General features: G+C 65.9%; 16 protein-coding genes, 1 rRNA gene and 1 other RNA gene. 16 read left to right on the top strand and 2 right to left on the bottom strand.

Translation table 11 applies throughout. From position 1 onward, the window contains the following. The first annotated feature begins 241 nt into the window (after positions 1-241). Both rrf and ABE485_RS23865 read left to right on the top strand, forming a co-directional pair. A 5S ribosomal RNA gene (rrf, locus tag ABE485_RS23870) occupies positions 242-354 on the top strand. Between the two features lie 267 nt (positions 355-621). Continuing rightward, the gene (locus ABE485_RS23865) at positions 622-987 is read left to right on the top strand and encodes a DUF4870 family protein (RefSeq protein WP_346517722.1); all 366 of its coding nucleotides are present in this window, start codon (positions 622-624) and stop codon (positions 985-987) included. 501 nt (positions 988-1,488) lie between these two features. Here ABE485_RS23865 and ABE485_RS23860 read toward each other — a convergent pair. Continuing rightward, positions 1,489-1,767, bottom strand: coding sequence for an SWIB/MDM2 domain-containing protein (locus ABE485_RS23860; RefSeq protein WP_008160134.1), 279 nt, complete (start codon positions 1,765-1,767; stop codon positions 1,489-1,491). A gap of 147 nt (positions 1,768-1,914) precedes the next feature. Here ABE485_RS23860 and ABE485_RS23855 point away from each other — a divergent pair, with 147 nt between their 5' ends. Together ABE485_RS23855 and pyrC are read left to right on the top strand one after the other, a co-directional pair. Continuing rightward, the gene (locus ABE485_RS23855; RefSeq protein ID WP_346517721.1) at positions 1,915-3,108 is read left to right on the top strand and encodes a M20 aminoacylase family protein; all 1,194 of its coding nucleotides are present in this window, start codon (positions 1,915-1,917) and stop codon (positions 3,106-3,108) included. A gap of 11 nt (positions 3,109-3,119) precedes the next feature. Continuing rightward, positions 3,120-4,184: a dihydroorotase gene (pyrC, locus tag ABE485_RS23850; protein WP_346517720.1), complete on the top strand. Its 1,065-nt coding sequence runs from the start codon at positions 3,120-3,122 to the stop codon at positions 4,182-4,184. A gap of 115 nt (positions 4,185-4,299) precedes the next feature. Here the strand turns inward: pyrC and ABE485_RS23845 are convergent, their stop codons facing one another. Next, positions 4,300-6,126 carry an ATP-binding cassette domain-containing protein gene (locus ABE485_RS23845; protein WP_346517719.1) on the bottom strand — a complete coding sequence of 609 codons (1,827 nt, stop codon included), beginning with the start codon at positions 6,124-6,126 and terminating at the stop codon, positions 4,300-4,302. Between the two features lie 132 nt (positions 6,127-6,258). Here ABE485_RS23845 and rnpB point away from each other — a divergent pair. The 12 genes from rnpB to ABE485_RS23785 all read left to right on the top strand — a co-directional run bounded on the left by rnpB (position 6,259) and on the right by ABE485_RS23785 (position 20,790). Continuing rightward, positions 6,259-6,664, top strand: an RNA gene (gene rnpB, locus ABE485_RS23840) — RNase P RNA component class A. 357 nt (positions 6,665-7,021) lie between these two features. Then, positions 7,022-7,450: a division/cell wall cluster transcriptional repressor MraZ gene (gene mraZ, locus ABE485_RS23835; RefSeq protein WP_006226256.1), complete on the top strand. Its 429-nt coding sequence runs from the start codon at positions 7,022-7,024 to the stop codon at positions 7,448-7,450. 7 nt (positions 7,451-7,457) lie between these two features. Beyond that, positions 7,458-8,555, top strand: a complete 1,098-nt coding sequence (gene rsmH, locus ABE485_RS23830) for a 16S rRNA (cytosine(1402)-N(4))-methyltransferase RsmH (RefSeq protein ID WP_346517718.1) — start codon at positions 7,458-7,460, stop codon at positions 8,553-8,555. After that, positions 8,555-8,848, top strand: a complete 294-nt coding sequence (ftsL, locus tag ABE485_RS23825) for a cell division protein FtsL (protein WP_346517717.1) — start codon at positions 8,555-8,557, stop codon at positions 8,846-8,848. The genes rsmH and ftsL overlap by 1 nt, the downstream gene beginning before the upstream one ends. Continuing rightward, positions 8,845-10,575 (top strand): peptidoglycan D,D-transpeptidase FtsI family protein, encoded by a 1,731-nt coding sequence (locus ABE485_RS23820; protein ID WP_346517716.1) that lies wholly within the window; start codon positions 8,845-8,847, stop codon positions 10,573-10,575. The genes ftsL and ABE485_RS23820 overlap by 4 nt, the downstream gene beginning before the upstream one ends. Then, on the top strand, positions 10,572-13,430 hold the full coding sequence (gene murF, locus ABE485_RS23815) for a bifunctional UDP-N-acetylmuramoyl-L-alanyl-D-glutamate--2,6-diaminopimelate ligase MurE/UDP-N-acetylmuramoyl-tripeptide--D-alanyl-D-alanine ligase MurF (RefSeq protein WP_346517715.1): 2,859 nt from the start codon (positions 10,572-10,574) through the stop codon (positions 13,428-13,430). Before ABE485_RS23820 ends, murF begins: the two co-directional genes overlap by 4 nt. Beyond that, a complete protein-coding gene (mraY, locus tag ABE485_RS23810) occupies positions 13,420-14,589 on the top strand; it encodes a phospho-N-acetylmuramoyl-pentapeptide-transferase (protein ID WP_346517714.1) in 1,170 nt (389 codons plus the stop codon). Before murF ends, mraY begins: the two co-directional genes overlap by 11 nt. Further along, positions 14,586-16,118, top strand: a complete 1,533-nt coding sequence (gene murD / locus ABE485_RS23805; RefSeq protein WP_346517713.1) for a UDP-N-acetylmuramoyl-L-alanine--D-glutamate ligase — start codon at positions 14,586-14,588, stop codon at positions 16,116-16,118. The genes mraY and murD overlap by 4 nt, the downstream gene beginning before the upstream one ends. Before the next feature lie 55 nt (positions 16,119-16,173). Beyond that, a complete protein-coding gene (ftsW, locus tag ABE485_RS23800; protein WP_346517712.1) occupies positions 16,174-17,367 on the top strand; it encodes a putative lipid II flippase FtsW in 1,194 nt (397 codons plus the stop codon). Next, complete coding sequence (gene murG / locus ABE485_RS23795; RefSeq protein WP_346517711.1) at positions 17,364-18,440, top strand: undecaprenyldiphospho-muramoylpentapeptide beta-N-acetylglucosaminyltransferase; 1,077 nt, start codon at positions 17,364-17,366, stop codon at positions 18,438-18,440. The genes ftsW and murG overlap by 4 nt, the downstream gene beginning before the upstream one ends. Continuing rightward, positions 18,437-19,843, top strand: coding sequence for a UDP-N-acetylmuramate--L-alanine ligase (murC, locus tag ABE485_RS23790; protein ID WP_346517710.1), 1,407 nt, complete (start codon positions 18,437-18,439; stop codon positions 19,841-19,843). Before murG ends, murC begins: the two co-directional genes overlap by 4 nt. Continuing rightward, on the top strand, positions 19,840-20,790 hold the full coding sequence (locus ABE485_RS23785; RefSeq protein ID WP_346517709.1) for a D-alanine--D-alanine ligase: 951 nt from the start codon (positions 19,840-19,842) through the stop codon (positions 20,788-20,790). Before murC ends, ABE485_RS23785 begins: the two co-directional genes overlap by 4 nt. Positions 20,791-20,798 lie beyond the last annotated feature (8 nt).

Raw genomic sequence — 20,798 nt, 5'->3', positions numbered from 1 at the left:
AGTGAAACGCCTTTGCGCCGATGATAGTGGACGGACGTCTGTGAAAGTAGGTCATCGTCAGGCTTTTATTCCGCAAAACCCCGCAGGTATCCCCTGCGGGGTTTTGTCTTTAGTGAGAACCTTCGCGCATTCGATTGCCTGGCGTGCCGGCAATCATGCGCAAGATGCGCGAGCCTCGGCCCGCGCTGCAGTACCCAAGATTCGAACGTTGACGCGAGTGTCAACGGCTCAAGCAGCTACGCTTGACGACCATAGCAAGGTGGTACCACTCCTTCCCATCCCGAACAGGACCGTGAAACGCCTTTGCGCCGATGATAGTGGACGGACGTCTGTGAAAGTAGGTCATCGTCAAGCTCTTATCCCTCAAAGCCCCACCGCGACCCGGTGGGGCTTTGTCTTTGTGTCATCGACACGGGCGCCATCTGTGCATGCTCGAGCTGCTTCCGAGACCGTCTCCAGGTCGCACGCAGAGGTCATGCACGCATGCCAATACGGACGCATGAAGCGCCTGCAGTTGGGCTGCAAGCCGCGCCAATATTGAATGTGCCCAAATAACAACGCTCGTGGGCGGTGGGGGTTTGTGCGGTAAGATTGACCGAGTCAATTCGTTGGAGCGTTATCGTGAGTGATCCCCAGACCCCCGTGCCCGGTACGACATTGGACCTGCGCACGTTGACCCACGTGGCTTACGGCTTGTATGCCTTGGGCTTTCTGACGAGTGGATTTCTGGGCATCGCCACGCTTGCCGCCGTTGTGCTGATGTACCTGAAGCGCTCGGATGCCGCCGGCACCGTCTATGCGGCCCATTTCGACTGGCTGCTGCGTACCTTCTGGTGGGCGCTGCTTTGGCTTGCCATCAGCGGCATCGCCACGCTGATCTTCATTGGCTGGATTGGCGTAGCGGCAACGATCATATGGGTGTTGTACCGCCTGATAAAGGGTTGGCTGTCGCTCCTGGAAGGCAGCGCGCCCACGACATACGCGTGAGTGTCACGTGGTGAGTGAAAAGGCCGGCATGAATGCCGGCCTTTTCTTTTGCTTGCCAATTGAGGATCCGCCGGCGCCAGGCCGTCGACAGTCGGCGTAGGGAACATGAAGGCTCGAACGGCCACGAGCTCGTGCGCAATGGCCGTATCGCGCTGTGTGCGGCCACGGGGCTCGAAGGGCAGGCTCCGGGTCTGGCGATCAGGCAATGAGGCGTGGGGAGCTTATCCACGCAACGTGGAGATGGCGAAAGCGCCGGCGGGTTGAGCGAGCAGGAGCTCGAACAACGACGGTATCGCGCGCTGTGGGCGACGCAGCTCGAAGCGCGGGCGTCGGGCCTGGTGATCAGGCAATGAGGCTGGGGGGAAGCGTATCCACGGAACGTGGATATGGCGAATGCGCCGGAGATGGGACTTGCGTGGTGGAGCCGAGCTCGCCCGGCGGTGAGCCAGGGCGTCGCGACAATCCAAAGGCAGGGACGTACGCCGTACGCCCTTTGCCTGCTTACTTCAGATGTGCGTTGACCAGTTTGGTCAATTCGAACATCGTGACCTGATCCTTGCCAAAGATCGGGAGCAGCTTGGCATCGGCGTTGATGTTGCGCTTGTTGCTGGCATCTTGCAGGTTGTGCTTCTTGATGTATTCCCAGATCTTCTTGGTGACCTCGGTACGCGGCACGGCTTCCGAGCCGATGACTGCGGCCAATTCGGCGCTGGGGGTCAGGGGCTTCATGAATGCAGCGTTCGGCTTGCGCGCGGTCGCGGGTTTGGAGGTTGTGGCCATAATGCGGCGCTCCTTCTCTGGCTGTTGGAAAAATTGTCCTGCGGCCGGAGCATAACGTGTCTCTACAGTAAAGACAAAGGCATTTATCCTCTGTAGCAACTAAAATGCGCAGACTGTCCCCTCTATCACGTCATTCTGTAACGTCCTATGTACGCACGATCTCCGTTGGAATCGATTCGGCTTTTTCATGACGAATTGACTGCACTACGCCGCGATTTGCACGCACACCCGGAACTGGGCTTCGAGGAAGTTCGTACGTCGGGCATCGTCGCGGGCGCCTTGGAGGCGCTGGGCGTCGAGGTGCATCGTGGCATCGGCAAGACGGGTGTGGTGGGCGTGATCCGTGGCAAACGCTGCGATAGCGGCCGCATGATCGGGTTGCGCGCGGATATGGACGCGCTGCCGATGACCGAGGACAACACGTTCGGGCATAAGTCGACCAAGCCTGGCCTGATGCATGGCTGCGGCCATGACGGCCATACGGCGGTGCTGATCGGTGCGGCAAAGTATCTGGCGCAGACGCGCAATTTCGACGGCACGGCAGTGCTGATTTTCCAGCCCGCCGAAGAGGGGCGCGGCGGCGCCCGGGCCATGCTCGAGGACGGGCTGTTCGATACCTTTCCGTGCGACGCGATCTACGCGCTGCACAACTGGCCGGGGTTGAAGCCGGGCACGATCGGCATCAACCCGGGGCCGATGATGGCCGCGGCCGACCGCTTCGAGATCCAGATCACAGGACGCGGCGGCCATGGCGCGCATCCGTACCAGACGATCGATCCCGTCACGATCGCGGGCCATATCATCACCGCTTTGCAGACCATCGTGTCGCGCAACGTGAATCCGCTGGACTCCGCCGTCGTGTCGATCGGTTCAGTCCAGGCCGGGCATCCGGGTGCGATGAGCGTCATCCCGCGTGAAGCCAAGATGGTGGGCACGGTGCGCACGTTCCGCAAATCGGTCCAGGAAATGGTCGAGACACGGATGCGCGAATTGGTCGGCGCGATTGCAGGGGCCTTCGGCGGTACTGCTGAAGTCGTCTACGAACGCATCTACCCCGCCACCCTGAATACGCCTCAACATGCAAACCTGGTGGCCGACATCGCGACCGAGATGATCGGCAAAGAGAATGTGGTGCGCGACCTGACGCCCTCGATGGGCTCAGAGGATTTTTCCTTCATGCTGCAGACCAAACCCGGGGCCTACTTTCGCCTGGGCCAGGGCGGAGCCGATTCCGGCTGCGTGCTGCACAACTCGCATTTCGACTTCAACGATGCGGTCATTCCCCTGGGCAGCGCGATGTTCTGCGCGCTGGCTGAGCGGGGCATGCCGCTGGCAGATTAAGAAGCCCTTCCATGTCTACTCAAAGCACGACCCAACTGACCATCACCCGCCCCGACGACTGGCATCTGCACCTGCGCGATGGCGCCGCGCTGGAGGCCGTGGTGGCTGACACCGCGCGCCAGTTCGCGCGGGCCATCATCATGCCCAACCTGAAGCCGCCGGTGACGACGACCGAGCAGGCGCTGGCCTACCGCGGCCGCATTCTTGCTGCCCTGGACAAGGCGGGCGTCAACTCGGCTTCGTTTACCCCGCTGATGACGCTTTACCTGACCGACAACACCTCGGCCGAGGAGATCGTGCGGGCGCACGAGTCGGGCCAGGTCTACGCGGTGAAGCTGTATCCGGCGGGCGCCACCACCAACTCCGATGCGGGCGTGACCGACCTGTTGGGCAAATGCGCGAAGGCGCTGGAGGCCCTGCAGGAGTGCGGCATGCCGCTGCTGGTGCACGGCGAAGTGACGGACCCGTCGATCGACGTGTTCGACCGTGAAGCCATTTTCGTCGAACGCGTCATGAAGCCGTTGCGGCGCGCCTTCCCGGCACTGAAGGTGGTGTTCGAGCACATCACGACGAAAGAGGGCGCCGAGTACGTGCGCGACGCGGAAGGCCCCATCGCGGCGACGATCACGCCCCAGCACATGCTGTACAACCGCAACGCGATTTTCCAGGGCGGCGTGCGGCCGCATTGGTATTGCCTGCCGATCCTGAAGCGCGAGACGCATCGCCTGGCACTGGTCGAAGCCGCCACCAGCGGCAGCCCGCGTTTCTTCCTGGGCACCGACAGCGCGCCGCACGCGCGCGGTTTGAAGGAGCACGCGTGTGGTTGCGCCGGCTGCTACACCGCCTTGCATGCGATGGAGCTGTATGCCACGGCATTCGAAGCAGCGGGCAAGCTGGATAAGCTGGAAGGGTTTGCGAGTTTTTACGGTCCGGACTTCTATGGTCTGCCCCGCAACACGGGTACGCTGACGCTGACCCGCGAGACCTATCAGATCCCGGACGAGCTGGCCTTTGGCAACACCACGTTGGTTCCGCTGGCCGCTGGCGAATCGCTGGCCTGGCGCGCGCACGTTTAAAGGCGCGGCCGCGGCCGGCCCCGCTTGCGAACTTGCATGAAAAAGGATTGAACCGCTTTGCGCCGTTCAACCCTTTTTATTTGGGCGTCTCTATATTAGATAGAGGCGCCGCGCTTCAGAGCGTGCCGTCCCGGCGGGCTTCCAGCAGTTCCCAGCGTGCGAACTTCTCTTCCAGTTCGCTTTCCAGTTTGGCCAGTTCGCCATTGATGCGCTCGACTTCCGCCGGGGCGTCGCGATACAGGCTGCCGTCCGCGAGCTTGCCCGCCAGTTCGGCCTGCTGCGCCTCGAGCGCGGCGATGGCGTCGGGCAGGCCCTCGAGTTCGCGCAGGTCCCAGGCGTTGATCTTGCCGGCTTTGGCGGGCTTGGGGCGCGCCGTCTTGGCGCGCGTGGCGCTGTCGTCGGCGGCTTTGCTTGCCTTGTCGGCATCGGCCTGCGGCGCCGCCGAAGCAGGGCGCTGCGCGACCCACTCGTCGTAGCCGCCGACGTAGTCCCGCCAATGGCCATTTCCTTCGTAGGCGATGGTCTGCGTGACGACATTGTTGAGGAACGCGCGGTCGTGGCTGACGAGCAGCACGGTGCCGGCATATTCCTGCAGCAGTTCTTCAAGCAGCTCCAGCGTTTCGATGTCCAGGTCGTTGGTGGGCTCGTCCAGCACCAGCACGTTGGCGGGGCGTGCGAACAGGCGCGCAAGCAGCAGGCGGGCGCGTTCGCCGCCGGACAGGCTGCGCACGGGAGAGCCCGCGCGCGCGGGCGAAAAAAGGAAGTCGCCGAGGTACGTCATGACGTGCTTGCGGACGCCGCCGATCTCGACCCACTCGCTGCCCGGGCTGATGATGTCGACGAGCGAGGCGTTTTCATCGAGTTGCGCGCGCATCTGGTCGAAGTAGGCGACCGCGACGTTGGTGCCCAGGCGCGTCGTGCCGGTATCGGGCTGCATCTCGCCCAGGATCAGCTTGAGCAGGGTGGTCTTGCCGGCGCCATTGGGCCCGATGATGCCGATGCGGTCGCCGCGCAGAATGGTGGTGGAGTAGTCGTCGACGACGGTTTTGTCGCCGAACGTCTTGCCGACATGCTCGAGTTCGGCGACGAGCTTGCCGGAGCGCTGCCCTTCAGCCAGCGCGAGCGACACATTGCCGACGCGTTCGCGGCGCTCGGCGCGCTGGACGCGCAGGCTTTCCAGCCGGCGCACGCGGCCTTCATTGCGCGTGCGTCGGGCTTCCACGCCCTTGCGGATCCAGACTTCCTCTTGCGCCAGCAGCTTGTCGAAACGGGCCTGCTCCAGCCGTTCTGATTCGAGCCATTGAGCCTTGCGTTCCTGCCACTGCGAGAAGTTGCCCGGAAAGCTCAGGAGGCGCCCGCGGTCGAGTTCGACGATGCGCGTGGTGACGGCGTCCAGGAAGCGGCGGTCATGGGTGATGATGACGGCAGCGCCTTTCCAGCCGCGCAGCATGTCTTCCAGCCAGGCGATGCCTTCGAAGTCCAGGTGGTTGGTGGGTTCGTCCAGCAGCAGCAGATCGGGCTCGTCGATCAGGGCCCGGGCCAGCGCGACGCGCTTGCGGGTGCCGCCGGACAGGCCCGCGATCTGCACGTCGGCGGGCAGGCCCAGCTTTTCCAGGACGGCGCGGGCGCGGGAGGGGCGTTGCCAGTCCTCGTGGTCGCCTTCCGAATTGCAGACGACGTCGAAGACGGTGGCGTTGTCGTCCAGTTCCGGTTCCTGTTCGACGGTGGCGACGCGCAGCCCCGAATTTCGGGCGATGGTGCCGTCGTCGGGCAGGGTCCTGCCGTCGAGCAGCCGGAGCAGCGAGGACTTGCCCGCGCCGTTGCGGCCGATGAGGCCGATGCGCTCGCCGGCCTGGATGGCGAAGTCGGCATGATCCAGCAGCGGATGGTGGCCGTACGCCAGCTGGATGTCGGTCAGGGTAATGAGAGTTTCGAGGGCCATGTATGGATAGCGTCTGCGGCGTCAAAGCGGATCAGGGCGTATTGTCGCAGGAACCCGGCGCATCGTTGGCGGGCGGACGAGATGCCGGTGCCTCGGGGACGGAGCCGGCGGCTGTAATAGAATACGGGCTGCAAGGCGGGTCGGACGATCGCGGTGGATGCGAATCCATCGAGGAAGGTCCGGACTCCATAGGGCAGGGTAACGGCTAACGGCCGTCCGGTCGCGTCTTCGGGCGCGGCTGAGGAATAGGACCACAGAGACGAGACTGCGGCGCGGGCGCGCATTGCGCGCACTGATACGGCCATCTCCGTATTGCGTCTTCCGGCAACGGGCGGCGGCATCGCAGGGTGAAACGCGGCAACCTCTATCCGGAGCAACATCAAATAGGCATGCGTGCGGCCTCACGGCCGTGACGGGCGGCTCCGTCCGAGTATGCGGGTAGATGGCTACAGCGGCTCAGCAATGATCCGCGCAGAGGAATGATCGTCCGCCAGGGAAACCTGGCGTACAGAATCCGGCCTATAGACCCGTCTTGCATTTGAAATTCCGCGCCATGCGCCGCCCGGGTCCCGCCCGGGCGCGCGCGTTGCGCTGGCCGCACCGGTTTTTTTTCACCACCGAGGCCGGCGGTCGGCCGAAAGCCCCGCCCGCCGGAGAAAATCGGCCGGCCGTAAATCGAAAGGCAGCTATCGTTAGCCGCTACTTCTGATGAAGGACTTTTAGAGTGTGTCGCAACCTCCTGATTTATTGGGAGGTTTTTCTTTTTGCGAATTTACAAATTGATCTAAGTCCTTGTTGTGATTGAAAAAATTGCAACCACGCGCTTGACCGCCCCTGTCCCATACCGTAGAGTGGGAAATAGTAGGAAATTGTGCAATTAAGTGGGGTAAAAGTGGTGTTTCAGGGAAGCAGCGCGCTCACGCTGGATGCCAAGGGACGGATCTCGATTCCGACCCGGCATCGTGACGCGCTCATGTCGCAGGCCGATGGCCGGCTGACCCTGACCCGCCACCCCGACGGCTGCCTCCTGGTGTATCCGCGGCCCGAGTGGGAAAAGAAGCGCGAGCAGATCGCCGCTTTTCCCATGACGGCTCGGGCGCTGCAGCGGCTGTTGCTGGGCAACGCTCAGGACGTCGAACTGGACGGCTCCGGCCGGGTCCTGATCGCTCCTGAACTGCGCAACGCTTCCGGTATGACGCGCGATGTGATGCTGCTCGGTCTGGGCGCGCACTTCGAGCTGTGGGACGCCGCTACCCTGGCCAGCCGCGAGGCTGAGGACCTAGCCAAGGGTATGCCGGATGTGTTGAACCAGTTTTCGTTCTGAAAGAGTTATGGAATTCGAACATCGGCCCGTCCTGCTGGCGCCGACGGTGGACGCGCTTTTGCTGCCCGGTTTCGGCGGCAAGGGTGCGGCACGGTCGCACCAGCAGGACGAGCCGGATACGGCCACGCGAGCCGAGAGCGGCGTTTTTGTCGACGGCACCTTCGGGCGTGGCGGGCACAGCCGCGAGCTGCTTGGCCGTTTGGGCAAGCAAGCCCGGCTGGTGGTGTTTGACAAGGATCCCGAGGCAATCGCCGTCGCCAACGCGCTGGCGGCGCAGGATTCTCGGGTGACGGTCGTCCATGGGGGCTTTGCCACCATGGCGCAAGAGTTGGAGCAGCGCGGCATCGGCAAGGTCGATGGCGTGATGCTGGATCTGGGCGTTTCATCGCCTCAGATCGATGACGCTGAGCGCGGTTTCTCGTTCATGCGAGACGGACCGCTCGATATGCGGATGGACACCACTCGTGGACCCACGGTGGCGGATTGGCTGGCGCAAGCCAGTGTGGATGAGATGCGGGAGGTCATAGCGGATTATGGCGAAGAACGGTTTGCTTTTCAGGTTGCAAAGGCGATTGCTGCTCGCCGCGCAACAAGGCCGCTGCGCACCACGCTCGAGCTTGCCGAGTGCGTCGCCGGCGCCGTCCGCACGCGCGAAAAGGGGCAACATCCGGCCACACGCACCTTTCAAGCTCTACGGATTTACATCAATCGGGAACTCGAAGAGCTCGCGCGCACCCTCGCGGCAGCTCTAGACCTGCTTGCCCCGGGAGGGAGGTTGGCGGTGATCAGCTTTCATTCGCTTGAAGACCGCATGGTCAAGCAATGCATCGCGGCGGCGGCTCGTCCGGCCGCCGCGCATGCACGCCTGCCGCTGCGTGAAAGCGAAATGCCCCAGCCCGTGGTGCGCTCCCTTGGCAAGGTCGTGGCCGAAGACGATGAGGTCTCGGCCAATGCCCGTGCCCGCTCGGCCATCCTGCGCGTTGCCGAGCGCACCGAAACACCTTTGCCCGCCGAAGGCGGCTTTGCGTTCGTGAAGATCGGTTCGCTGCCCGGCAGCGACCTGGCCCCGCCGCCGCGGCGCGGCGGCAAGGGAGGGCGCCGCTAATGGGTCGCGTCAGCCTGATCGTTGCGGCTTTGCTGATGCTGTCGGCCATTTCCCTGGTCACCAGCCGGTATCAGTCGCGCCAGCTCTTTATCGAGCTGGGCCGTGATCAGGCGCAGGCGCGCGACCTCGAAACCAATTGGCGGCGCCTGCAGCTCGAGCGCGCCGAGCTCGCCCGCAATGCGCGTGTGGACGCCATTGCGCGCGACGGCCTGAAGATGATCTCCATCGTTCCGGACCGCACGCTATACCTGAACCAGGCGCCCGTGCCCGCTGCGGCAGGAGGCGCCCAATGAAGCGCGTACCTTTCTTCGACAACCCCGTGCTGCGCGGACAACTGCCCACGTGGCGCGCGCGCCTGGTGCTGATCCTGCTGTTTGGCGGATTCACCGTGCTGGCCGGCCGCGCGCTGTTCCTGCAGGGGTTGTCGACGGAGTTCCTGCAGCAGCAGGGCGAAAGGCGCTACGAGCGCACGCTGACGCTGGCCGCTACGCGTGGCAAGATCATGGACCGCAACGGCGCGGTGCTGGCTTCCAGCGTGCCGGCGCGCGCCATCTGGGCGATCCCGGAAGACGTGAAGCAGGCCACGCCCAGCCAGATCGACTCGCTGGCCAAGCTGCTGGAGACGCCGGCGGCCGACCTGCGCCGCCGCCTGGTGGACGAAGACAAGAACTTCGTCTATCTGAAGCGCCAGGTCTCGATGGACGTGGCCGACAAGATCAAGCAACTGGGCCTGCCGGGCGTGCATCAGCAACCCGAGACCCGCCGCTACTACCCGGACGGCGAGGTGATGGCTCACGTCGTGGGCTTCAACAGCGTCGAGGACCAGGGCCAGGAGGGGGTCGAGCTGACCTTCAACCAGCAGCTTTCCGGCCGCCCGGGCAGTCGCCGCGTCATCAAGGACCGGCTGGGCCGCGTGATCGAGGACGTGCAGGCCGTCACCTTGCCGGTGGACGGCCGCGACCTGCGCCTGTCCATCGATACCCGCTTGCAGTACCTGGTGTTCAAGGAGCTGAAGGACGCCATGGACAAGCACCAGGCCAAGGGCGCCACCGCCGTGGTCGTGGACGTGCATACGGGCGAGATCCTGGCGCTGGCCAGCGTGCCTACCTTCGATCCGAACAAGCGCGAAACCTTCCATGGTTCGAAGCTGCGCAACCAGGCCATTACCGATACGTTCGAGCCCGGCTCCATCATGAAGCCGTTCACCGCCGCGCTGGCGCTGGACCTGGGCCGCATCACGACGTCGACGCTGTTCGAAACCGGCAACGGCCGCTTCACCTATCAGGGCAGCACCATCAGCGACGTGAGCCGCAACGGCACGCTGGACGTGGCGGGCGTGCTGCGCAAGTCCAGCAATATCGGCATGACGATGATCTCCGAGAAGCTGGAATCCCGCGAAATGTGGGATCGCTTCACGGAGTTGGGCCTGGGCCAGGCCCCGCAAGTGGGATTCCCCGGTGCGGCGCCCGGACGCCTGCGTCCCTGGGACCGTTGGCGCCTGATCGAAAAGGCCACGATGGCCTACGGCTACGGCCTGTCGGTGTCGCTGCTGCAGGTGGCGCGCGCCTACACCGTGTTCGCGCGCAATGGCGACATGGTGTCGCTGACCCTGGTCAAGCGCGACAGCGATCCCACCAGCGTCAAGATCTACACCCCGAAGACCACCGCGATGGTGCGCGCCATGCTCGAAGCCGCGACCGGCCCGGACGGCACCAAGGCTGCCCAGGTGCAGGGTTACCGCGTGGCGGGCAAGAGCGGCACCGCGCGCAAGATCGTGGACGGCAAGTACAGCACCCAGCGCTATCGGAGCTCCTACGTGGGTTTCGCTCCGGTGTCGGATCCGAAGATCGTGGTTGCCGTGTCCATCGACGAGCCGACGACCGGCGGTTATTACGGCGGCGCCATTGCCGCGCCCGTGTTCTCCCATATCGTGGGGGGGAGCCTGAGGCTGATGGGGGTGCAGCCCGATGCGCCTTTTGAATCCACGATTGTTGCTGGTATCAAGGAGCCAGGCAGATGAGCGCCAAAGGCTTCCACTCTTCCCCTGTCGCCACGGTTGCCGAGACCGTGGCGTGGTTGCATGCGCGCGTCTCTTTGACCGCGCACCTCAAGCTGGACTCGCGCGAAATCGAGCCGGGCGACGTGTTCGTCGCCTGCCCGGGCCTGTCCAGCGACGGACGTCTCTATATAGATACGGCGCTGGCGCGGGGCGCCAGCGCGGTGCTGTTCGAGGCGCCGGCCAGCGACGCACTGCTGGCCGCGGCGGCGGACACGCCCATGCTGCCGGTGACCGGCCTGCGTTCGCTGCTGGGCGAACTGGGCGATACCTGGTACGGCCGGCCGTCGGCCGCGCTGGCGGTGGTCGCGGTGACCGGCACCAACGGCAAGACTTCCTCGGTCCAGTGGATCGCCCACGCCCTGAGTCGCAACGACAAGGCGTGCGGCACCATCGGTACGCTGGGCGCGGTGCTGCCCGACGGGCGCACGTTGGGCGGTGACCTGACCACGCCCGACGTCCTGACCGTCCATCGCACGCTGGCCGCGATGCGCGACGCCGGCGCGAAGGCCGTTGCCATGGAGGCGTCGTCCATCGGTATCGAGCAAGGCCGCATGGACGGTGTTCGCGTTGCGCTGGCTGCGTTCACGAATCTCACGCGCGACCATCTTGACTACCACGTCACGATGGAGCGTTACGAAGCGGCGAAGGCTCGCCTCTTCCGCTGGCCGGGCCTGACCTCCGCCGTGATCAACGCCGACGACGAGGCGGGACGGCGGCTGCTTGCCAGTCTGCCCGACAGCGTGTCTCCGATGGGCTACAGCCTGAGCGAAGACCCCGCGATTCCCGCCGCGATGCGGGCGCGCGACCTGCAGGCCACTTCCCAGGGCCAGATATTCACGCTGGTGTCGCCGCATGGCGAAGCCCAGATCGTGACGCGCCTCCTGGGTGCGCACAACGTGTCGAACCTGCTGCTGGTGGCGGGCGTGCTCTACAAACTGGGCCTGCCTTTCGCGCAGATTGCCCGCGAACTGGCTGCGACCGATCCCGTGGACGGCCGCCTGCAGACCGTGGAACCGGCGGCTGCTGGTGCGCAAGCCCATGCGGGGCGGGGCCCGCTGGTGGTGGTGGATTACGCACACACGCCGGACGCGCTGTCCCGCGCGTTGTTGGCGCTGCGTGCCGTTTCCGACGCGCGGTCTGGTCGCCTGATCTGCGTGTTCGGCTGCGGCGGAGAGCGCGATCCGGGCAAGCGTCCCGTGATGGGCGGCGTCGCGGCCGAGCTGGCCGACCATGTGGTGGTGTCCAGCGACAACCCGCGCACGGAGTCGCCGGAAGCCATCGTCGAACAGATACTGGCCGGCATTCCTGAATCCGCCCGGGCGGACGTTCAGGTGGACCGCGCGCGCGCCATCATGCAGACCATCTGGGCGGCTTCGCCCGAAGATGTCGTGCTGCTGGCGGGCAAGGGCCACGAGACCTATCAGGATATCGGGGGCGAAAAGCTGCCCTTCGACGATCGCGAATGGGCGCGGCTGGCGCTGCTGCTGCCGCAAGTGAAGGGCGTTTCCACGGACACGCGCCGCATCGGCGAAGGCGAGCTGTTCGTCGCGCTGGTGGGCGAGAACTTCGATGCGCACGACTACCTGGACCAGGCCGAGTCGCGGGGCGCATGCGCCGCCGTCGTGGCGCACGCGGTGCACGATACCCGGTTGCAGCAACTGGTCCTGGGCGACACTCGCAACGCACTGATGCGCATCGGCGCCGCTTGGCGCGCGCGTTTTGCGCTGCCCGTCGTGGCCGTGACCGGCAGCAATGGCAAGACGACCACCAAGGAAATGATCTCGGCGATGCTCGCCGACTGGCAAGGCGAGTCGGGCCGTCTGGCTACCGCGGGCAATCTGAACAACGATATCGGCGTGCCGCTGACGTTGCTGCGCCTGCGTCCGGAGCATCGCGCCGCCGTGTTCGAGCTGGGCATGAATCATCCCGGCGAGATCGCGCAATTGGCCGCCATCGCGGCCCCGACCGTGACGCTGGTCACGAATGCCCAGCGCGAACATCAGGAATTCATGCACACCGTGGAAGCGGTTGCGCACGAAAACGGCGCCGCCATCGCGGCATTGCCGCAGGACGGCGTCGCTGTCTATCCGGGCGACGAACCCTATTCCGCGATCTGGGACGCGCTGGCCGAGCCGCGCCGCGTGCTGCGTTTCGGCCTGCAGCCCGGCCTGGACGTGTACGCGGAACAGATCATCGCGGAAGTGGACACGACGCGCTGCCGGGTGGTGACGCCCGTGGGCACTGCCGATCTGGCGCTGCCGGTGCCCGGCCTGCACAACCTGCGCAATGCCCTGGCGGCGATCGCCAGCGCAATCGCCGCGGGGGCGCCGCTCGACACCGCGGTGCGCGCGCTGGCGGGTTTCAGCCCGGTTGCCGGCCGCATGCAGCACAAGCGAATGAGTGACGGAACGCTGCTCATCGATGACACCTACAATGCCAACCCCGACTCGGTTCGCGCGGCCATCGACGTGCTGGCGCGCATCGCCGGCACGCGAGTCCTGGTGCTGGGCGACATGGGAGAAATCGGGGACAACGGCCCCGCCATGCATGCCGAGGTGGGCAATTATGCGCGCGAGCATGGGCTCGACGCGTTCATCACGCTAGGCGAAGCCAGCCGGGCGGCAGCCGCCGCATTCGGCCCAGGCGCGCACGCCTGCGCATCGGTAGACGAAGTCGTTGCCGCCTTGCGCGGCTTGCGCCCGTCCTGCGTATTGATAAAAGGATCGCGCTTTATGCGCATGGAGCGGGTAGTGACGGCTTTTTCCACGAATGACGGTATCGCGGCCAAGGGGCAGGGAGAGCAGCATGCTGCTTGAAATCGCCCGCCTGCTTTCCGACGATGTTCGCGCGCTGGGCGTGTTCGAGTACATCACTTTGCGCGCCGTGCTGGCGTGCGCGACCGCGCTGCTGATCGGCCTGGTGGCGGGTCCGCGCGTGATCCGCAAACTGACCGAAATGAAGATCGGCCAGGCCGTGCGCGCCTACGGCCCGGAATCGCACCTGGTCAAGACCGGCACCCCCACCATGGGCGGCGTGCTGATCCTGATTTCGATCGCCATCAGCACTCTGCTGTGGGCCGACTGGACGAACCGCTTCGTGTGGGTCGTGTTGCTGGTGACCTTCGGCTTCGGCTGGATCGGCTGGCGCGACGACTACCGCAAGGTGGTCTATCGCGATCCCGAGGGCATGCCCGCGCGGCAGAAGTTCTTCTGGCAAGCCACCATCGGCATGGTGGCTGCGGTGTATCTGGCGTTCGCGGTATCCGCGCCCGCCAACACGGAACTCTGGCCCTTGTTCAAGGCCTGGGTGGGCAGCGGCTTCACGATGTCCCTGCCCACGCGCGCCGACCTGATCGTGCCGTTCTTCAAGACGGTGAGCTATCCGCTGGGCGTGCTGGGTTTCGTGGCGCTGACGTGGGCGGTGATCGTCGGCACCAGCAACGCCGTGAACCTGACCGACGGCCTGGACGGCCTGGCCATCATGCCGACCGTCATGGTGGGCAGCGCGCTGGGCATCTTCGCTTACGTGGTCGGCCGCGTGGACTATTCGAAGTACCTGCTGTTTCCGTATATTCCCGGCGCCGCCGAATTGATGGTGCTCTGCGCCGCGATCGGTGGAGCGGGCCTGGCATTTTTATGGTTCAACGCGTATCCGGCGCAGGTCTTCATGGGCGACGTCGGCGCGCTCGCGCTGGGCGGCGCGCTGGGCACGATCGCGGTCATCGTGCGCCAGGAGATCGTGCTGTTCATCATGGGCGGCGTGTTCGTGGTCGAGACCCTTTCCGTGATGATCCAGGTGACCTGGTTCAAGTACACGAAGCGACGTTATGGAACAGGTCGACGCATTTTCCGCATGGCGCCGTTGCATCATCACTTTGAAGTGGGCGGCTGGAAAGAAACCCAGGTGGTCGTGCGTTTCTGGATCATCAGCATGATGCTGGTGCTGATTGGCCTCTCTACCCTGAAGTTGCGATGAATACGATGGAAACCTCCCGCGCTGACGCGCCGCTCGTCCTGATCCTCGGATTGGGCGAGACGGGTGTCGCCGCCGCACGCTGGTGCGCCCGACAGGGCGCCCGCTTGCGTGTGGCCGACACGCGCGCCGAACCGGGCGGGCTCGCCGCGCTGCGCGAAGCGCTGGCGCAGAGCGAGGTGGAATACCGCCTGGGGTGCGACGGATCGTTCGCCACGGACCTGCTGGACGGCGTCGCCCAACTGGTGCTCAGCCCCGGACTGGCGCCCGCGCAGGCGCCGGCGGCGGATATCCTGCGCGAGGCCGAGGCCCGTGGCATCGAAGTCGTCGGTGAAATCGAATTGTTCGCGCGTGCGCTGTCGGATCTGGCGCAGACGCGCGAATACCGGCCGCGCCTGCTGGCCGTGACGGGCACCAACGGCAAGACCACCGTTACCGCGCTGACGCGCCAGCTGGTCGAAGCCAGCGGCCTGACCGTGCTTGCCGCAGGCAACATCAGCCCTGCGGCGCTGGCCGCATTGATGGATGCTCTGGACACCGAGTCGCTGCCGCAGGTGTGGGTGCTGGAGTTGTCCAGCTTCCAGCTGGAAACCACGCGCTCGTTGATGGCCGACGCGGCCGTTGTGTTGAACGTCACCCAGGATCATCTGGACTGGCACGGCGGCATGGAAGCCTATGCACAGGCCAAGGCGCGCCTCCTGAAGATGGCGCGTGTCGCCATCGTCAACCGCGACGATCCGCTCACCGTGGACATGGTCCCGGCGCTGAACGCCATGCACGTGCGCAGCTTCGGCCGCGACCTGCCGGAACTGGTGGGCGACATGGGGCTGGAACTGGGGCAGGGCGTGGCGTGGCTGACGGCCTGCGAGCCCAGCGATTTCGACGAACCGGCGCCGCCCGTGCGCCGCAAGAAAGATGCGCCCGAACCTGTCCGGGCCAAGGGCCGGATGAGCCGGCTGATGCCTGTCGATGCCCTGCGCATCCGTGGCATCCACAATGCACTGAATGCGCTTGCCGCCCTGCAACTGGCCCGCTGCCTGGACCTGGGTTGGGGCGCCATGCTGCGCGCGTTGCGCGAGTATGCGGGCGAGCCCCACCGCGCCGCCTTCGTGCGCACGATCGGCGGCGTCGACTACATCAACGACAGCAAAGGCACCAACGTGGGCGCCACGGTGGCCGCCCTGGAAGGCCTGGGGCAGCCGGTGGTGCTGATCGCGGGCGGCCAGGGCAAGGGCCAGGACTTTTCTCCGCTGATTCCGGTGGTGTCGCGCCATGCGCGCGCCGTGATGCTGATCGGCGTGGATGGTCCCGAGATCGGCCGCGTGCTGGCGCCGACCGGCGTCAACTGCGTGACGGTCGACTCCCTGCGCGACGCGGTGCGCGGCGCTGCGGACCTGGCGCAGCCGGGCGATGCCGTGCTGCTGTCGCCCGCCTGCGCCAGCCTGGATATGTTCCGCAATTACCCGCATCGCGGGCAGGTGTTCGTGGAAGAGGTCGAAGACCTGGCCCGCGACCGTGGGGAGGTGGCATGAGCCGCAACGCCGCTCCCAAGGCGAAATCCGCTGCGCGCAGCGCAAAGGCTGTCCGATGAGCCTGATCGCCGATCTCACCGCCAGCGTCAATGCCGTACGGCCCGGCCGTACCCGCATGCGCAACTTCGACATGCCGCTCGTCATCGCGGCATCGACGTTGCTGCTGCTCGGCCTGCTGATGGTGTATTCGGCGTCGATAGCGCTGGCCGACGGCCCGCGTTATGCGTCCTATGGTCGCTACTACTTCGTGATCCGCCACGGCCTGTTCGTGAGCGCCGGCCTGGTCGGCGCCGCCGTGGTCCTGTCGATTCCCATCCGCGTCTGGCAGCGCCTGGCCGTTCCGCTATTCATGGTGTCGATTGCCTTGCTGGTCGCGGTGCTGATTCCCGGAATCGGCCGCGAGGTGAACGGCGCGCACCGCTGGATTCCGCTGGGCCCGCTGAACTTCCAGCCTTCCGAACTGATGAAGCTGGCCGCCTTGCTGTACGCGGCCGACTACACCGTCCGCAAGCAGGAGCACATGCAGGCGTTCGCCCGCGGCTTCCTGCCGATGGCCTTCGCGCTGGCCGGCGTGGGCATGCTGCTGCTGCTGGAGCCCGATCTGGGCGCCTTCATGGTGATCGTGGCCATCGCCATCGGCATCCTTTTCCTGGGCGGCATCAACGGCAAGTATTTCAGCAGCCTGCTGGCGGTGCTGGTGGGCACCTTCCTGATGCTGATCTGGCTGTCGCCGTGGCGCCGCGCGCGCCTGTTCGCGTACCTCGATCCCTGGAACGAAGACAACGCCTATGGCAGCGCCTATCAGCTGTCGCATTCGCTGATCGCCCTGGGCCGCGGAGAGTGGCTGGGCGTGGGACTGGGCGCAAGCGTCGAGAAGCTGCACTACCTGCCCGAAGCCCATACGGACTTCCTGATGGCCGTGGTGGGCGAGGAGCTGGGGTTTGCCGGCGTCATGCTGGTGATCACGCTGTTTGCCATCATCGTCTACCGCGGCTTCGACATCGGCCGCCAGGCCATCGCCATGGAGCGCACGTTCGCCGGACTGGTGGCGCACGGCGTGGCGATGTGGTTTGGCGTGCAGTCGTTCATCAACATGGGCGTCTGCCTGGGCCTGCTGCCCACCAAGGGCCTGACCCTGCCGTTGATGAGCTACGGCGGTTCGGGCGTGGTGATGAATCTGTGCGCGCTGGCGATGCTGATCCGCGTCGACGTGGAAAACCGCGTCATGATGCGGGGAGGACGGGTATGACCGCCGCCCGCACCATCCTGATCATGGCCGGCGGCACCGGCGGGCACATCATGCCCGGCCTGGCCGTGGCCGACGTGCTGCGCGAACGCGGCTGGCGCGTGCTGTGGCTGGGCAATCCCGAAAAAATGGAAGGCAAGCTGGTGCCGCCGCGCGGTATCGAGCTGGTTCCGCTGCGCTTCCAGGGCGTGCGCGGCAAGGGCGCGTCGGCGCTGCTGAAGCTGCCATTCCTCCTGCTGCGCGCGTTCGCGCAAGCGTGGTCGCGCCTGTCCGACGTCCGTCCGGATGTCGTGCTGGGCATGGGCGGCTATGTGGCCTTTCCGGGCGGCGTGATTGCGGCTTTGCGCGGCACGCCGCTGGTCGTGCACGAGCAGAACGCCGTCGCCGGCACCGCCAACAAGTGCCTCGCGAAGATGTCGCGCCGCGTCCTGAGCGGCTTCCCCGGGGTGCTGCCCAAGGGCGAAGCCATGGGCAATCCGGTGCGCGCCGACCTGTGCGCCCTGCCGGATCCCGCCGGACGCTACGCCGACCGCAGCGGTCCGCTGCGCGTGCTGGTGGTGGGCGGGAGCCTGGGCGCGCAGGCGTTGAACTCCACCGTGCCTCTGGCGCTTGCCCGCCTGCCGCTGGAAAGCCGGCCTACGGTCGTCCACCAGGCCGGCGAACAACATTTGCCCGCGCTGCAGCAGGCCTACGCCCAGGCGGGCGTGCAGGCCGACTGCCGTGCATTCATCGATGACATGGCGGGCGCCATGGCGGAGGCCGATCTGCTGATCTGCCGCGCGGGCGCCATGACGGTGTCCGAAGTGGCCGCGGCCGGCGTCGCGGCGCTGTTCGTGCCGTTCCCGCATGCCATCGATGACCATCAAACCGCCAACGCGCGCTTCCTGAGCGACGCGCAGGCCGCCTGGCTGCAGCCGCAGACCGCCATGACGCCCGAGTGGCTGGCGGACTGGCTCGCCCAGCGCTCCCGACAAGAACTGCAGGCTGTCGCCGTCCGGGCCCGCGCGCATGCGCGCCCCGACGCGGCTGCCCATATCGCCGACGTCTGTGAACAAGCAGCGGGGCGTTCATCATGAAACACAGAATTCAACATATCCATTTCGTAGGCATCGGCGGCTCCGGCATGAGCGGCATCGCCGAAGTGCTGCTCAACCTGGGCTACGCCATCAGCGGTTCCGATCTGAACGAATCGGCCGTGACGCGCCGTCTGGCCGGCCTGGGCGTGAAGATCGCCATCGGCCACGCCGCGAGCAACGTCACCGGGGCAGGCGCCATCGTCACGTCGACCGCCGTCGCGGGCGACAACCCCGAGGTGATCGCCGCGCGCTCCGCGCGCATCCCGGTGGTGCCGCGCGCCATCATGCTGGCCGAGCTGATGCGCCTGAAGCGCGGCATCGCCGTCGCGGGCACGCATGGCAAGACCACGACGACCAGCCTGGTGGCCAGCGTGCTTGCCGCCGGCGACCTGGACCCCACTTTCGTCATCGGCGGACGCCTGAATTCGGCCGGCGCCAACGCGCGGCTGGGGCAGGGCGACTACATCGTGGTCGAAGCCGACGAGTCCGACGCGTCGTTCCTGAACCTGTTGCCCGTGATGGCCATCGTGACCAACATCGATGCCGATCACATGGACACCTACGGGCACGACGTGGCGCGCCTGAAGAGCGCCTTCATCGAGTTCACGCAGCGCCTGCCTTTCTACGGCAGCGCGGTGCTGTGCTCGGACGATGCCAATGTGCGCGAGATCATGCCGTTTGTGTCGCGTCCCATCACGACCTACGGGCTGAACCCGGAGGCGCAGGTCCGCGCCTACGAAGTGCAGCCCGAGGGCACGCGCATGCGCTTCAACGTGCAGCGCACGCACGGCGATACGCTGCTGCCGCCGCTGCAGGTGGAACTGGCCCTGCCGGGCTTGCATAACGTGCGCAACGCGTTGGCCGCGATCGCAGTCGCGACCGAGCTGGGCGTGTCCGACGCCGCCATCTGCGATGCGCTGGCTGCCTTCAAGGGCGTGGGCCGCCGCTTCACGCAGACCGGAGAATTCCCGGTGCCCGCCAGTCATGGCGGCGGCACCTTCACCGTGATCGACGACTACGGTCATCATCCCGTGGAAATGTCCGCGACCCTGGCCGCCGCGCGCGGCGCCTGGCCGGACCGCCGCATCGTGCTGGCTTTCCAGCCGCACCGCTACACGCGCACCCGGGATTGCTTCGAAGACTTCGTGCGCGTGCTGGGAACCGCGGACGCCGTGCTGCTGACCGAGGTCTATTCCGCCGGCGAGCCGCCGCTGGTCGCGGCCGACGGGCGCGCCCTGTCGCGCGCGCTGCGGGTGGCGGGCAAGGTGGAGCCGGTGTTCGTGGAAGACGTGGCCGACCTGCCGCAGGCAGTCGTGGATTTCGTGCGCGATGGCGACGTCGTCATCGTGATGGGCGCCGGTTCGATCAGCAAGGTCCCGGCCCAGGTGGGAGAACTGGCATGAGCAAGCAATTCGGCAAGGTGGGTGTGCTGTACGGCGGCCGGTCCGCCGAGCGCGAAGTGTCCCTGATGTCGGGCAAGGGCGTGCAGCAGGCGCTGATCAGCGCCGGCGTGGACGCCCATCTGTTCGATACGGGCGAGCGCAGCCTTGCCGAGCTGGCTGCCGAAGGCTTCGACCGCGTGTTCATCGCGCTGCACGGCCGCTACGGCGAAGACGGCACCATCCAGGGCGCCCTGGAATTGCTGGGCATCCCTTACACCGGCAGCGGTCCGATGGCCTCGGCGCTGGCCATGGACAAGACCATGACCAAGCGCATCTGGCTGCAGCATGGCCTGCCGACGCCGGATTTCGAAGTGCTGGATGCCGACACCGAGCTGCGCCTGGTGCCCGACCGCCTGAGCCTGCCGCTGATCATCAAGCCGCCGCACGAGGGTTCGACCGTCGGCATCACCAAGGTAGTGGGCTATTCCGACATGAAGGAAGCCTATGCGGCCGCGGCGCGCTTCGACAGCGAGGTCCTGGCCGAACAGTTCATCACCGGCCGCGAGCTCACCGTGGCGGTGCTGGGTTCCGGCAAGTCGGCGCGCGCGCTCCCGGTGATCGAGATCGCCGCGCCCGGCGGCAACTACGACTACGAGCACAAATACTTTTCGGACGACACGCAGTACTTCTGCCCGGCAACGCTGCCGCCGGAAGTGGCTGAAGAAGTCGCCCGGATTGCCGTAAAGGCCTATCAGACGCTGGGCTGCGAAGGCTGGGGTCGCGCCGACTTCATCCTCGACCGCGACAACCGGCCCTGGCTGCTTGAAATGAATACGTCGCCCGGCATGACCGGCCATTCGCTCGTGCCCATGGCGGCGAAGGCCGTCGGGATCAGTTATGCCGACTTGTGCGTGGAGATCCTTTCCGAGGCTTCGTGCAAGGTGCACAGCCCCGCCCGCAACGCTTGACCTGGATA

Source organism: Achromobacter spanius (assembly GCF_039673305.1).
GTDB classification, from domain to species: domain Bacteria; phylum Pseudomonadota; class Gammaproteobacteria; order Burkholderiales; family Burkholderiaceae_B; genus Achromobacter; species Achromobacter spanius_F.
The sequence above is the reverse complement of the archived record's forward strand: the minus strand, read 5'-3'. Positions and strand labels throughout refer to the sequence as shown.

Coding starts and splice junctions, on each gene's coding strand:
- ABE485_RS23860 (WP_008160134.1), bottom strand. CDS start 1,767: ATGGCCACAACCTCCAAACCCGCGACCGCGCGCAAGCCGAACGCTGCA.
- ABE485_RS23855 (WP_346517721.1), top strand. CDS start 1,915: ATGTACGCACGATCTCCGTTGGAATCGATTCGGCTTTTTCATGACGAA.
- pyrC (WP_346517720.1), top strand. CDS start 3,120: ATGTCTACTCAAAGCACGACCCAACTGACCATCACCCGCCCCGACGAC.
- ABE485_RS23845 (WP_346517719.1), bottom strand. CDS start 6,126: ATGGCCCTCGAAACTCTCATTACCCTGACCGACATCCAGCTGGCGTAC.
- rsmH (WP_346517718.1), top strand. CDS start 7,458: ATGGAATTCGAACATCGGCCCGTCCTGCTGGCGCCGACGGTGGACGCG.
- ftsL (WP_346517717.1), top strand. CDS start 8,555: ATGGGTCGCGTCAGCCTGATCGTTGCGGCTTTGCTGATGCTGTCGGCC.
- ABE485_RS23820 (WP_346517716.1), top strand. CDS start 8,845: ATGAAGCGCGTACCTTTCTTCGACAACCCCGTGCTGCGCGGACAACTG.
- murF (WP_346517715.1), top strand. CDS start 10,572: ATGAGCGCCAAAGGCTTCCACTCTTCCCCTGTCGCCACGGTTGCCGAG.
- mraY (WP_346517714.1), top strand. CDS start 13,420: ATGCTGCTTGAAATCGCCCGCCTGCTTTCCGACGATGTTCGCGCGCTG.
- murD (WP_346517713.1), top strand. CDS start 14,586: ATGAATACGATGGAAACCTCCCGCGCTGACGCGCCGCTCGTCCTGATC.
- ftsW (WP_346517712.1), top strand. CDS start 16,174: ATGAGCCTGATCGCCGATCTCACCGCCAGCGTCAATGCCGTACGGCCC.
- murG (WP_346517711.1), top strand. CDS start 17,364: ATGACCGCCGCCCGCACCATCCTGATCATGGCCGGCGGCACCGGCGGG.
- murC (WP_346517710.1), top strand. CDS start 18,437: ATGAAACACAGAATTCAACATATCCATTTCGTAGGCATCGGCGGCTCC.
- ABE485_RS23785 (WP_346517709.1), top strand. CDS start 19,840: ATGAGCAAGCAATTCGGCAAGGTGGGTGTGCTGTACGGCGGCCGGTCC.